Here is a 12,174-nt window from a genome sequence, read left to right on the forward strand (position 1 = left end):
CTCCCGTCTCGGCGGGAGGGCCTTCCGCGTTCCTGGGGCGGGGTCAGCCCGCCAGGGCCTTCTTCACCGCGGCGGCGACCCGGCCGCCCTCGGCACGGCCGGCGACCTTCGGGTTCACGATCTTCATCACGGCGCCGATGGCCCGCGGCCCCTCGGCGCCGGCGGCCTTCGCCTCCCCGACGGCCTGCGTCACCACGGACGCCAGCTCCTCGTCGGACAGCTGCTGCGGCAGATACGCGTCCAGCACCTCGCCCTCCGCGAGCTCCCGCGCCGCGGACTCCGCGCGGCCGCCCTTCTCGAAGGCCTCGGCGGCCTCGCGCCGCTTCTTGGCCTCGCGGGCGATCACCTTCTGCACCTCGTCGTCGGAGAGCGTGCGGGCCTCCTTGCCCGCGACCTCCTCCTTCGTGATCGCGGCGAGGGTCATCCGGAGCGTGGCGGAGCGCAGCTCGTCCCGGCCCTTGATGGCGGCGGTGAGGTCGTCCTGCAGCTTGGCCTTCAGCGTGGTCATGCCCCCGAGTCTGCCATGCCCCGGGGGAACGGGGCCGCCGCATTAATCGTGCCGCCGGGCTTCTGCGACGATGGACGGATGCGCGCGCGATACGGAGTCCCCCTGGCCCTGACAGCACTAGGCACGGCGTGCGTGGGATACGCCGCCGGGATCGAGGTGCGGTCCTTCCGGCTGCGCCGGGTGACGCTGCCGGTGCTCCCCGCGGGGATGGAGCCGATGCGGGTGCTGCACGTGTCGGACATCCACATGGTCTCCGGCCAGGGCAAGAAGCGCCGCTGGCTGCAGTCGCTGGCCGGGCTGCGCCCGGACCTGGTGGTGAACACCGGCGACAACCTCTCCGACCCGGACGCCGTCCCCGAGCTGCTGGACGCGCTGGGGCCGCTGCTGGAGTTCCCCGGTACGTACGTCATGGGGTCGAACGACTACTACGCCCCGTCGGCCCGTAACCCCGCCCGCTATCTGCTGGAGAAGGCGCGCGGCCAGCACGGCCTGAACGGCAAGAACGACCCGAACATCGGGGTGCGCCGCAACCCCTGGGAGGGCATGCGCGACGCGTTCGAGGCCTCCGGCTGGGTGGGCCTGTCGAACTCCCGCGGCCGGGTCAAGCTGGCGTCCGGTACGGAGCTGGCCCTGACGGGCCTGGACGACCCGCACATCCGCCGCGACCGCTACACCGAGGTGGCCGGCGGCCCCGACACCGCCGCGGACTTCTCCCTGGCGCTGGTGCACGCCCCGTACCTGCGTGCCCTGGACGCCTTCACGGCGGACGGCTACCCGCTGATCCTGGCCGGCCACACCCACGGGGGCCAGCTGTGCATCCCGTTCTACGGCGCGCTGGTCACGAACTGCGACATCGACACCGCCCGCGTCTCCGGCCCCTCCACCCACACCGCGGCCGGCCGCACCTCCCGCCTCCACGTCTCCGCAGGCTGCGGCACGAACCGCTACACCCCGGTCCGCTTCGCCTGCCCCCCGGAGGCGACCCTGCTCACACTGACCGCCACCACCTGAAACGAATTTCGTCTGGCGCCGCGGGTGGGCTACAGTAGTGCTCGTTGCTTCGGGGTGTAGCGCAGCTTGGCAGCGCGCTTCGTTCGGGACGAAGAGGTCGTGGGTTCAAATCCCGCCACCCCGACTGAAGAAACAGCAGATCAGGTCCGATTCCCTCTCTTCGAGAGTCGGGCCTGATCTGCATTTTAGGGTCACTGGGGAGTGAACGGGGAGTGGATCAAGGAAATCGACTCCCCGGAAGTCACGCCCGCCGGGTCCTCAGCAAGGCGTCGAGCACTTGGACCGGCGACCGCGGGTGCATGGCGAACCGCGCGTCCAGTGCCTCATCCCACTGCTCGGTCAGCTCGTCCATGAGCCGCTGCCGCATCTTCGCGGTGATGTGTGAGTAGCGGGCCTGCACCGAGCCGTCCTCATGGCCCAGGCGCTCATCCATGAGTTTCGGCGGGATGCCGAACTCCTCCATGACCGTCTTGTGGGAGTGCCTGAGCCCATGCGGCGTGAGACCCCGTGCGATCGGCAGCCAGCACGCATCCGCCCGTCCCGAGGCGTTGCGCCCACGCGCCGGCACCCCCGGCCAGGGGTCCGCCAGGATAGGAACGGGGCGCGCTTCCTGCGGGGCCTTCTTCGGATACCACCCTGTGGCGGCTGGGTGGAACAGCCAGGTGGCAAATCCGGTTCGGCGCCAGTGTGCGGCCGTTTCCCCGGACTGGCCAGTGCGAACGTAGCCGAGCGAGGCGATGGCCTCCTCCACCTTGAGCCGCGTCCGTTCGGCGACCGTGTCCGGACGGTTCAGCACGTTGGAGACGGTGGCCGGCGAGACCTCGGCTCGGCGGGCGACATCGACCAACTTCGCTCCGATCTGCCGGGCCGCTCCGTTGGCGGGTCCGTGGCCACGGAAGGCGTACGCCTGCCCGTGGCACGAGCAAGGCGCTGAGTCCGTACGGGAGATGTGGTGCTTGACCAAGCCCGACAGCCACTCGGGGGTGTCGATGGTCCGGTACGAGTCGTCCTTGGGGGGGCACCGCTCGAACTGTCCCGAGTCGAGTTCGTAGAGCTGCCATTCCACGCGCACCGAGGCGGGGCGCACGAACTGGCGCTCCAGGCCGACGATTTCGCCCCATCGCATGCCGGTGAAGCCTTTCAGGACCACGGCCACAAACTCATCGTCACGGCCCGAAAGCAGGGAGACCCGCTCGGCGATCAGCAGAATGCCGAGAGCGTCGGTCACCACCTTCTCGGGCCCCCTGTTTCTGGAGCGGCCGGCGCGCCTGCCCCGGCCACGCCTCTTGGTAGCCGGGTTGGAGTCGATCAGCCCTTCCTCCACGGCGTCGCTAAGGATGAGGTGCAATGTGCCGTGCCAGGTCTTCACGCTGGATGCGGCGTAGAGCTTGCGCTCCTTCTTCTCCCAGGCCCCGACATCCGTGGGCTTGATGTCGGCGAGGGCCTTGTCCTCGAACTCCGGGAGGAGATGTTCCTCCAGATGGTGCCTGTAGTTCTGCATGGTGGACGGGGCCAACTCCTGCGCCTCGTACCAGCGGTTCACGTACTCGCCGAACGTCTCCCTGCCTGCGTTCGGGTCGCGGTAGCCAACCTCTCGGACCTTGGCTTCCAGGTCGTTCGCCGCCTTGGCAGCCTCGCGCTTGGTGGTGTACCGGACCGTGTTGCCGTTGGCGTCCACGACGGTGCGGAGCACCCCGGGGGCGATCCAGAACCGCCCCCGGTAGTAGTCCCCGCGCTTCTCGCCGTATCCCAATGCCTCTCCCCTATCTGTTCTTCACGCGGTGGGACGCGTGGGATGTTCCCGGGCTGCTCGGCGCGGCTGCTTGGCCCGTAGCGCCGAAATGGCGGCCGGAGGAATCTGCCGCATCCGGCGTGGGACAACAGTTGGTCCTTCCTCGGCGGCAGGCTGCGCGACACAGGCCGGGCGCTCTTCGAAGACGCGGATAATCTCCTGGTAGTGCTCGGCGGTGAAGCGGAAGCCGCCGCCAGTCCGCGTGAACGGAATGCGCCCCCTGCGTGCCTGTTCCTTCACCCACCACTCGGAGCAGCCGAGCGCTTCGGCGACTTCGGCCGGGCGGTAGAGGGGTGTCAGGGCGGATGCGGCGTTGCCGCGTCGAGCTCGGGAGGGTGTCATCCCAGGGCCTCCTTGCTGATCGTCGAGATCTCACTGGGGGTCGGCCGCCAATCGGGCATTTTGGGCTCCTTCACGGGTTCGCCGGGAGGGGGTAGCGGGCATCTGGGGTGGCCGCGTGCGTCCGAGGTTGGGATTTCTGCGTCATTGCGTCATCTGCGTCATCCCCGGGGGGTGACCTGCGGGTTTGGATGACACAGCCTGTGGTGTCTGCGTCATGGCTGCGTCATGGTCTGCGTCAGGGCATGACGCAGATGACGCAGGATGACGCAGGCCCTAGGGTTCTGCGTCATGGGTGTTTGCCCTGGTCATGTGCCGTTTTCGGTCGCGCATGACGCAGATGACGCAGCGTCCTCCTACTTAGGAAAAAGGAGGGGTGTCTGTTTTGTAGTGCGGCTCGCGAAGACCGAAAGAAGGAGCCGCTTCGCGGCGCGACCCTTGCAGGGCGGCTGCCGCCGCCGAACAGCAAGAGGAGCACCCGGCGTGGGGTGCTCCTCTTGCTGTTCAGGGTGATCGGCGCTGCCGGTCAGAACGCCGGTTCCTGCTCGTGCGGCAGCGGCGGGCCCGGAGGCCGGGCCATCTCGATGTACCGGGCAGACATGGTGCGGCCCCAGTCGATGAGGACGCCGCGGGCGGCGAGGGTGGGCTGTAGGCGTTTGAGGCGGTCGGAGAGGACTTTGCCGGTGGTCGGCCACCCTTTCGGGAGGGGGCGGCATTCCTCGCCGCTGTAGAGGCCGGTGAGGCAGTGCAGCCATTCGGCCGACGTCATCCGTTCCTCCGTTCCGGGGTCGAGGCCGGCGGCGTACTTCAGCACGGTCTGTGCCAGCAGGTCGCCTTCAATGACGTCGTCGTTGAGGTCGTCGAGGCTGGCCCGGTAGGCGCCCAGCGCTCCGAGGCCGGTTGCCGCGTCGAGCTGCGCGCACAGGTGCGCGAAGTCGGCCATGCGCAGATCCGTGGGGATGTCCGCCTCGGCGGCGCGGACCAGAACGGTGAGGTCCAGGAGGGAGCCGAGGACGACGGGCAGGATCTCTTCGTACTCCGTCCACAGTTCGGCCTCGGTGCGCCGGACCTTGGGCCGCTCCAGACGGAGCGGCAGGAGGCGTTCGGCGAGGTCGGGGCGGATGACTCCGACGTCGATGCCGGTCATGAGCAGGGGGCGGCGGTAGCTGACGCGGAAGACGTCGCCGTCGGTGAACAGGGCGCGTTTGATGTTCTCGGCGCCGGTAACGATGCAGCACATGGCGTCGGACAGGTCCGGGGTGAGGTGGGATAGGTTGTCCAGCGCGGTGACCCATCCCGCGCCGACGGCGGCGATCAGGTTCTCTTCGTCCTTCGGGGCGCGGCGCAGGTCTCCGCTCATGCCCTCGATGATGCGGATGAGCATGCGTCCGCCGGTGGACTTGCCCGCACCCTGCGGTCCGGTCAGGAACGGCGCGGGCACGGGAACCGTGGGTCCCAGACAGCCGATGAGCCAGGCGATGGCCAGGCATTCGGTCTCCGCGTTGGCGAAGTTGCACAGCCGCATGAGCAGGTCGATGCCCTTGCCGTCGGTGTCCTTGACGGGGAAGGGGAGCTGTCCGGTGAGCTGGGTCCGGCGCCAGCAGACCTCTGCCGGATCGGGGGTGACGATGTCCCACCCGGTGGGGTGGATGCGGACCGACTGCCCGTCGTTGCGGCCCAGGTCCAGCCAGGTCGCCCCATCGAGTCCCGGCGCCACGCGGATATGGACCTGCTGAACGGGCTGGCTCATGGCGAGTGCCTCGATCAAATCCAGCGCCTCCTTCAAGGCGGTTCCGTTGAACACGCCGACCCCGTCGTTGAACAGGCCGACCATGAGTTCCTGGCGATGGCTGCCCGTGGTGCCCTGGGAGCGGATCGGACGGGCCACAGGGTGCCCGTTGCGCTGGGCGTAGACGGTGCCGTCCACCGTGCGGAAGTACCGGAAGTGAGCCTGCGCGTAGTCGGCAATGACTTCGCGGGCAGGTGTCTTCTCTTCGTCGGACATGGTCACAGCCCCAACGTGCTGCGGGCGTTGGCCCACGCGTCCGCGCAGTGCCGGGGCGTCTCGCCCCTGGCCTGCGCGGCGGCGAACAGCCGCCCGACGTGGACGTCGGTCAGGCATCCGCAGCGGCCGTGCGTGGACAGCACGGCCAGGAACGCGCCGTACACGGTCGCGTGGATCGTGCTGCGCGCCTCGGTGATGCGCTGCACGGCCATCGCGATGCCGCGCTCCAGGAAGACGGGCGTGCGGTGTGGGCATTCCCCGCCCCCGGATCCCGCGGGCACGGCGGCGGGGAGCCGCGCCGGCCGCACCGGTCGTGGGTTCACGGCGAGGGCACGGACGGCGTCGGGAAGGTTGGCGAGGGGGCCGGTGCCCGGCCCGAGATAGCGGGCGTAGGACATGGCGGACTTGATGTCGACGCCGGGACGCACCTTGTTGCGGGACGTCATAACGCCCCGGTAGATCCAGTGCTCCCCGCGCGTTGTGGCCACCGTGCGCGTGGCGGGCAGCGCGCCGCGCGCCCAGGCGATGGCGTCGGGGTCGTCGAGGTCCACCACGGTCAGCCCGGCGCCGCCGGGGTGGTAGGCCACGCCCACCGCCCGCGACCACGCCACCGCCCACGGACGGGAGGTGAGCACGGCGGGGTCGGTGGTGGCGGCGGCCCAGGCGTGGCAGGGCGCCGGGCACGCGCACGGCCCGGGGGTCTTCATGCCCGGCCGGCCACCGCACCCGTTGCCCGCGCACCAGAGGCAGTTGGCGAACGGCACCTTCCCCGCGCGCAGCGGCAGCACCGGCACGCCGGCGCCCGCCAGCTCCAGCGCGGTGGCCGCGAGCGTTCCCGGCTGTGCGGTGCGGGTCTGCTGAGTCATGCTGTAGGTCTCCTGTTCTCTTCGGTGAACAGAGGGGTGCCGGGGCGACCGCGTGTCTTTGGCGAGATGGGGCGGTCGCCCCGGGCGTAGCTACTGGTCGTCGGTCAGGGGGCCGGACCAGCCCAGCGGGCCCAGGGCCCGGTGGGTGAGGTCGAGGTACTGCATGAGGGTCTGCGCCGCGCTCGTTGCCGACGTGAGCGCGGACCGGGCGGTGGCAAGGTGCTCGGACGGGTCGCCGCGGTCGGCCGCTACGTAGCCCGTACGGACGAGTGCGTCCAGCACGTCCAGGAACTCCGCGAGCTGGTCAAAGGACTGTGGCAGGCGCCGCGCGAGATTCACCAGCGGGCCGACGACGGCGTACGCGTCGCCGGGGAACGAGAGCTGGCTGCGATCCCCCAAGGTGGCGTGGTTCAGGGCACGGATCGCTTCGGCGGCCCGGTCCGCCAGGGCGCCGGGAGTGTCGGTGTCCGGCCGGTCTCTGGTGGTGGGGTGGTCGACGGCGACAGCGCCACGCAGACGCGGATTGGCGGCGGTCATCAGCCGACGTCCAGCACGGTGACGGGCACGGCGCCCGGGGCGTCCTTGCCGCCGTCCCAGTCGGCGCACCAGCCGCCCTGGTCCTCGCCGTCGTCTTCGTCCGGGCGGATCACCACCCACTCCTCCGTGAGGAACTGGTTCCAGTCGCGGTGGGGGCGGCCCCACCAGTCGGTGAGGCCGTGGCGTTCGCCGAGGTGGGTGCGGATGTGCCGGTTGAACACGGCCCAGGCGCGGCGGCGGCCGGGGTGACCGAGGATGAGCAGCCACTCGCCGTGCTCGCCGAGGGACGTGACGGGGCTGCCGTAGTGGACGGCTTCGAAATCGGCGGGGGTCAGGGTCTTGGTGATCGGCTCGGCGTCGGGCGGGTCGCCGATGATGCGGATGTCGGACACGGCTGGGTTCTCCTGTCTGGTCAGTCGGTGGTGGGGTTGGCGAGTTCAAGGAGCAGGTCGGCGTGGCACGGCTGGTCGGCCGGGCACCAGCACATGAGGTCCCTGCCGTGCAGAGCCGCACGTACCGCGCGCTCCCACTGGAAGTTCGGGCCGCGCCGGCTGCACCACCCGGAAGGCTGCCCGGCCCTCCAGGCCAGGTAGGCCCGCAGCAGCTCGACGGCGTGAGCGCGGTCGCGCACGAGGACGCCCGCGAACGGCTCGTGCCAGTCGTCGGGGGTGGTGTCACCGACGCGGAAGGGGTTGCCCCACAGGCTCCCGCGCCCGACGTACACCGCCCCGGCAGGAGCGCGCCATCCCTTGGTCCGGCACCGCTGGAGACGACGGGGGCGGTCCGTGGCCCTCATGCGGCACGCTCCAGCTCGACGGCCGCCGCCGGGGCGGCCAGGGGGATGGTGACCGTGGCGGGCGTCCGGGGCCGGGTGCGGCGTCGGGGGAGGTGGGGGAACCAGGTCAGGAGCGTGGCGCCGCTGATGCCGAGCCGCTCGACGATGATGCTGTGCGGGAGGTGGTCGAGCATCAGGTACGCGGCGTAGCGGCGTTCGTCGGGGGTGAGGATGTGGCCGCGGGCGTGGCCGTTGGTGACCCGTTCGACGGCGATCACATCGATCACGGTGGTGCCGTCGGGCCCGGCCATGAACACGCTCGGCGCGGTGTGGGGGTGGGGTACGCGGGTGGTGCCCGCGGTGGAGGGCGCGGCGGGTAAGCGGCTGGCACCGATCCTGGGGCGGCTGCGAGGGTGGATGCGGGCGGTCACGGGGCATCCCTCCTAGGGCTTCTCGGTGTGGTTGTTGCGGACCCACACGCCGTGGGTGCGGGTGTGGGTCGTGCGCTGGTCGACGGACACAGGCCCGTGGACGTGCACGGTGGTCTCGGGCGGGGTGGCGGGGGTCTTGGCGCGGCCGATGAGCCGGGCGGCGGCCAGCAGGACGGCGGCGACGGACGCGCCGCCGACGCCCAGCACGACGGGGTCGGCCTGATCGGACGCCCGCAGCACGAGACTGACGGTCCCGCCGGTCACGGAGACCAGGACGCTGGCGCCGATCAGGCGGGCGGTGTCGTCGACCGCCTTCCCCGACATCGGCGCCCGGCCCGGCTGGGCGACGGGCGGCATGTCCCCGTACGTGGGGAGCGGGGTGTCGTCCCGGAACGCCGTCGGCGTCGCCACGGCAGCGTCGTCGGGGCGGTAGACGTCGGCGATGATCCGCCGGGCCTCCGCGTCGGCCTGAGCATCGGTCAGCGGCCGGTCGGTGCGCGGGGTGTCGGTGGGGTTCACGGCGTGTCCTCCAGAATCGTGTTGATGTGCTCGGTCAGGTCGTCGGACGGGGTCCACAGGCTCAGCCGGCCGGTGGCGGGCACGGGCCGGGCGAGGGTGCGCACGTCGGTGAGGACCCAGTGGTGGACGTTCGGCTGCCATTCGCCCCAGGGGTCGCAGCAGCGGCGGGAGGGGTGGATGTCAGTGAGTGTGGCCACGGCCAGGACAGCGGAGCGGACGTCGGGTCCGTCGCTGGGGCCCCAGACGTGTTCGGCCCACTGGGCACCGGCGTGGATGAGAAGCGGGCCGCGGTAGTCGGTGGTCCAGGTGCGGTTCTCGACGCGCTTGGCACCGTGGGCGATGGCGTCGGCCCAGGGCTGGCGGATCGTGAGTGCTCGCATGCGTCTCCTTCGGGGTGTCAGCGGAGTTGGGTGATGGTCTGGGCGAGGGTGGCGAGCAGGGTGCGGATGGGGTCGTAGGCGCCGGTTCCGGCGGTGAAGAACCCGAACAGGAACAGCACGACCGCGGACCCGGCCCCGGCAGAGCGGGTCTTGACCGCGATGACGGAGGAGACGCCGAAGAGGAGGACGGCGGAGACGGCGAAGGTCATCGGACGGCCCCCGTCCGGGTGTCTGTGCCCGCCTCGTAGGTGCGGGTGGCGCGGTTGTAGATCCAGCGGCCGACGCGTATGCGGCGTCCGGTGGCGTGGCAGCGGCGGCAGTCACGGCCGCGCCGGACCTTCCCGCGCCGGTTGGTCTTGACCTTGCAGCCCATGCCACGGCACTTCCGGCAGGGGCCGAACGGCGAGACCGCACACGTCCCGATGTAACCGAGTGTGATGGCGAGTAGGCAGGCGATAGCGAGCAGGGTCGGGGTCACGAGATGCCCTCCCAGGCAGGATCAGGGGGTTTCCGCAGGTGGGCCGCTATCCACTAGCGGCCTGATCAGATGGGGTTTGGGGCGCTAAGTGGGGCGCTAACGCTAGCGGGTGCTGCCGCTAGCGATAGCGCCCCTCACGGGTCAGCTCGCGTCCCGGTTTCCGTCACGCTCCGCAATCGCGGTGGTGAGGTGGGAGCGGTCGATGCCGCGCCGGTTGACGACCTTCCCTCCCTGGCGCCGGCCGACCTGGATCGTCGACAGGCCCCGCGGCTTGAGCGCCGCCGACAGGGTCTCGGGCACCCAGCCGTCGTAGACCTCCGGGCGCAGTTCGGCCAGCCGCACCACCACGGTCTCCGACCACACCTTGGACTCCGAGGCCGGGATGACCGCGAGCAGGTCCGCGAGCAGGTCGTAACCCGGCTCGACCGTCTCCTCCGCAGCCTCCCCGGCGGCGTAGCCGGTGAGGAGGTCGGCCTTCTCGCGGGCCTTGCGTGCGCGGGCGGCGATGGCCTCGGCTCCCGGGGCGTCGACGTAGGTGGAGGCGACGATCCTGGCGTCGGATCCCTCACCCACGAAGTAGTGGATGCCCTTGTCGCCCCAGGCGAACATGGTCGAGCGGACCCCGCGCTTGTACGCGGACGTGCCGAGGACCATGTCGTTCTCGACCTGGCCCATGACCTTCAGGCACCAGCGGGCGGAGGCGTTCGCGGAGATGCCGGTGGGCAGCGACTTGGCGTCCGGACGCTGGGTGGCCAGGAGCATCACGATCCCGGTCGCGGGACCGCGTTTGACCAGGTCGGTGGCGATTTCCTCGAACTCCTTGCCGTACTCGGGGTGCTCGAACAGCACCTGGCACTCATCCACCCCGACCACGATCGGATGCAGCCCCAGCGACCGCTTGTCCGCCAGTGCCGAGGTCACCTTGGACTCCGGGCAGATGTCGCGGGGCAGGGACCGGATCACCTTGGTACGCCGCCGCAGTTCCTCCCGCATGGCGCGGAAATCGGCGATGGCATAGGCGATCGTGTCGTCGTCGTCCCCCGCGCCGTGGCGGTGGGAGACGGCGTTGCCGACCGGATCGAGGTCGCCGGTGCCCTTCATGTCGTAGGTGTGCAGCTCCGCACGCGGATCCAGCGCGGCGATCAGGAGCAGCAGCCTGAGCAGGAACGTCTTACCCATACGCGGGATGGCGCCGATGATCCCGGCCAGGTACATGAGGGTGATTTCGACCCAGCGTCCGCGCTGGTCGGTGCCGAACGCGACGGGCTTGAACAGGTCCACGGTGCCGGACTTGGCCAGCGGCCAGGCGGGCTTCTTCGCCTTGTTCATGTCCTGGTCACCGACCCACAGCACCATGTGCCCGGTGTGCTCGTCCGGCACCGCCTCGGGCCACACACAGCCCAGCGGCCGGCGCAGCCCGGAGGCGAGGCGGTCGCGGCGGTCGATGACGTCGGTGACGGTCACCCCGTACGGGAGGTTGCCCTGCGCCCGCCAGCCCGGACCGTCGCGGGTGATGGGGGCGGTGAACTCGAACCCGTCCCGCCCCTTGCCCTGCGCCTGGTTGATCGCCGGAATACCGAGGGCACCCAGCGCGCGCAGCACGATGTCCGAAGTGAGCTTGGTCGCCTTGGGCAGCTCGACCGCCCGGTGCACCAGCGGGGCATCAGCCCTCCGGCCGAACGACCCCAAAGCCAGAACCACCGCGCCGACCGACAGGGCCTGAAGCCACTCCGGCGTGAGGACGTAGATGGCCAGCGCGGCACCGAGTCCGACGAACATCGCGAGCACCGCGATGAGGCTGCGCAGCTTGACCCGGCCGTCGCGCTGGCGCGACAGCTTCAGGTACTCGACCGCGTCCTCCCGCCGCACCGCAGCGAGTCGGACGGGCTCGCCCTCCCGGTCCGCCACCCACCTCATACTCGCGCCCACGAACTTCGCCGTGCCCGCGGGGGCCTGCAAGGTCAGACGCAGGGCGTACACCGGGGAACGCAGCGCGTGATAGGCCACGGCGTGGGCGTAGTGGCCGGCCACCCACGTGGCTGCGGTGCGCAGTTCCTCCGTGGAGCGCAGCCACGGCGGGAGCACGTCCCGCCGGCGCCCGCCCGCGATCCGGCCCACGAACCCCGGCCCGGCATCCTTCGGCGACGGCTGGTCCACCGACCGCACCACGGTCGGGTCCGCCGACTCGCCACCCGACTCGTGAGCCGACTCACCGCCCGACTCGCGGGCCGACGGGTCGGGCGACTGTCGGGGCCACCGGATGACCGACCCGTCGGCCTCCCGGTCGGTCTCCGGGTCGGCCGGACCGGTCGGGTACGGGTCGGGGAATCGGATCGGTGCCGGTTCGCGAGTCGGCGGCGGGATGAATCGGCTGTCGGCTCCGGGAGTCTCGCCGTTGGCGAGTGCCTCCATGTCGGCGATGCCTCGGCGCACCGCCTCGTTGTCGTCGTCGTGGTTCACTGCTGGTGTCCTTCTCTCTCAGGGTGGGATGGCAGGGGCCGGGCCGCAGGCTGTGGTGGTTGTGCGGCCAGGC

General features: G+C 70.8%; 15 protein-coding genes and 1 tRNA gene. 2 read left to right on the forward strand and 14 right to left on the reverse strand.

Going from position 1 to position 12,174, the window contains the following annotated elements; translation table 11 throughout:
• Positions 1-43 precede the first annotated feature (43 nt).
• Complete coding sequence (locus tag SRB5_RS25805; protein WP_153455820.1) at positions 44-508, reverse strand: GatB/YqeY domain-containing protein; 465 nt, start codon at positions 506-508, stop codon at positions 44-46.
• A gap of 78 nt (positions 509-586) precedes the next feature.
• On the opposite strand from SRB5_RS25805, the gene SRB5_RS25810 reads away from it, so the two are divergent.
• Entirely contained in the window at positions 587-1,519 is a 933-nt protein-coding gene (locus SRB5_RS25810; protein WP_153455821.1) for a metallophosphoesterase, read from the forward strand.
• Between the two features lie 50 nt (positions 1,520-1,569).
• Positions 1,570-1,643 (forward strand) — tRNA-Pro (locus tag SRB5_RS25815).
• Positions 1,644-1,760: 117 nt separating this feature from the next.
• Here the strand turns inward: SRB5_RS25815 and SRB5_RS25820 are convergent.
• The 13 genes from SRB5_RS25820 to SRB5_RS25880 all read right to left on the reverse strand — a co-directional run bounded on the left by SRB5_RS25820 (position 1,761) and on the right by SRB5_RS25880 (position 12,101).
• The gene (locus SRB5_RS25820) at positions 1,761-3,272 is read right to left on the reverse strand and encodes a LacI family DNA-binding transcriptional regulator (RefSeq protein ID WP_153455822.1); all 1,512 of its coding nucleotides are present in this window, start codon (positions 3,270-3,272) and stop codon (positions 1,761-1,763) included.
• Positions 3,273-3,293: 21 nt separating this feature from the next.
• Entirely contained in the window at positions 3,294-3,653 is a 360-nt protein-coding gene (locus SRB5_RS25825; protein ID WP_153455823.1) for a helix-turn-helix domain-containing protein, read from the reverse strand.
• 523 nt (positions 3,654-4,176) lie between these two features.
• Positions 4,177-5,655, reverse strand: coding sequence for an ATP-binding protein (locus SRB5_RS25830; protein ID WP_153455824.1), 1,479 nt, complete (start codon positions 5,653-5,655; stop codon positions 4,177-4,179).
• A 2-nt stretch (positions 5,656-5,657) separates the two neighbouring features.
• Positions 5,658-6,521 (reverse strand): bifunctional DNA primase/polymerase, encoded by an 864-nt coding sequence (locus SRB5_RS25835; protein WP_153455825.1) that lies wholly within the window; start codon positions 6,519-6,521, stop codon positions 5,658-5,660.
• Positions 6,522-6,611: 90 nt separating this feature from the next.
• Positions 6,612-7,058 carry a hypothetical protein gene (locus SRB5_RS25840; protein ID WP_153455826.1) on the reverse strand — a complete coding sequence of 149 codons (447 nt, stop codon included), beginning with the start codon at positions 7,056-7,058 and terminating at the stop codon, positions 6,612-6,614.
• Positions 7,058-7,450 carry a hypothetical protein gene (locus SRB5_RS25845; RefSeq protein WP_153455827.1) on the reverse strand — a complete coding sequence of 131 codons (393 nt, stop codon included), beginning with the start codon at positions 7,448-7,450 and terminating at the stop codon, positions 7,058-7,060. The genes SRB5_RS25840 and SRB5_RS25845 overlap by 1 nt, the downstream gene beginning before the upstream one ends.
• Positions 7,451-7,470: 20 nt before the next feature.
• Positions 7,471-7,854 carry a DUF4326 domain-containing protein gene (locus tag SRB5_RS25850; RefSeq protein ID WP_153455828.1) on the reverse strand — a complete coding sequence of 128 codons (384 nt, stop codon included), beginning with the start codon at positions 7,852-7,854 and terminating at the stop codon, positions 7,471-7,473.
• Positions 7,851-8,264 carry a hypothetical protein gene (locus SRB5_RS25855; protein ID WP_153455829.1) on the reverse strand — a complete coding sequence of 138 codons (414 nt, stop codon included), beginning with the start codon at positions 8,262-8,264 and terminating at the stop codon, positions 7,851-7,853. Before SRB5_RS25855 ends, SRB5_RS25850 begins: the two co-directional genes overlap by 4 nt.
• A gap of 12 nt (positions 8,265-8,276) precedes the next feature.
• Positions 8,277-8,783 (reverse strand): hypothetical protein, encoded by a 507-nt coding sequence (locus tag SRB5_RS25860; protein WP_323378469.1) that lies wholly within the window; start codon positions 8,781-8,783, stop codon positions 8,277-8,279.
• Positions 8,780-9,163, reverse strand: coding sequence for an ASCH domain-containing protein (locus tag SRB5_RS25865; RefSeq protein WP_153455830.1), 384 nt, complete (start codon positions 9,161-9,163; stop codon positions 8,780-8,782). Before SRB5_RS25865 ends, SRB5_RS25860 begins: the two co-directional genes overlap by 4 nt.
• 17 nt (positions 9,164-9,180) lie before the next feature.
• Positions 9,181-9,372, reverse strand: a complete 192-nt coding sequence (locus tag SRB5_RS25870; RefSeq protein ID WP_153455831.1) for a hypothetical protein — start codon at positions 9,370-9,372, stop codon at positions 9,181-9,183.
• A complete protein-coding gene (locus SRB5_RS25875; RefSeq protein WP_323378470.1) occupies positions 9,369-9,641 on the reverse strand; it encodes a hypothetical protein in 273 nt (90 codons plus the stop codon). Before SRB5_RS25875 ends, SRB5_RS25870 begins: the two co-directional genes overlap by 4 nt.
• Before the next feature lie 141 nt (positions 9,642-9,782).
• On the reverse strand, positions 9,783-12,101 hold the full coding sequence (locus SRB5_RS25880) for a cell division protein FtsK (protein WP_323378471.1): 2,319 nt from the start codon (positions 12,099-12,101) through the stop codon (positions 9,783-9,785).
• Positions 12,102-12,174: the final 73 nt, after the last annotated feature.

Source organism: Streptomyces smaragdinus (genome assembly GCF_009604385.1).
In the GTDB taxonomy this organism is placed as follows: Bacteria; Actinomycetota; Actinomycetes; order Streptomycetales; family Streptomycetaceae; genus Streptomyces; species Streptomyces smaragdinus.

Bases quoted from the DNA above. Each gene is read 5' to 3' on its own strand.
- SRB5_RS25805 (WP_153455820.1), bottom strand. From the start codon at position 508: ATGACCACGCTGAAGGCCAAGCTGCAGGACGACCTCACCGCCGCCATC.
- SRB5_RS25810 (WP_153455821.1), top strand. From the start codon at position 587: ATGCGCGCGCGATACGGAGTCCCCCTGGCCCTGACAGCACTAGGCACG.
- SRB5_RS25825 (WP_153455823.1), bottom strand. From the start codon at position 3,653: ATGACACCCTCCCGAGCTCGACGCGGCAACGCCGCATCCGCCCTGACA.
- SRB5_RS25830 (WP_153455824.1), bottom strand. From the start codon at position 5,655: ATGTCCGACGAAGAGAAGACACCTGCCCGCGAAGTCATTGCCGACTAC.
- SRB5_RS25835 (WP_153455825.1), bottom strand. From the start codon at position 6,521: ATGACTCAGCAGACCCGCACCGCACAGCCGGGAACGCTCGCGGCCACC.
- SRB5_RS25840 (WP_153455826.1), bottom strand. From the start codon at position 7,058: ATGACCGCCGCCAATCCGCGTCTGCGTGGCGCTGTCGCCGTCGACCAC.
- SRB5_RS25850 (WP_153455828.1), bottom strand. From the start codon at position 7,854: ATGAGGGCCACGGACCGCCCCCGTCGTCTCCAGCGGTGCCGGACCAAG.
- SRB5_RS25865 (WP_153455830.1), bottom strand. From the start codon at position 9,163: ATGCGAGCACTCACGATCCGCCAGCCCTGGGCCGACGCCATCGCCCAC.
- SRB5_RS25870 (WP_153455831.1), bottom strand. From the start codon at position 9,372: ATGACCTTCGCCGTCTCCGCCGTCCTCCTCTTCGGCGTCTCCTCCGTC.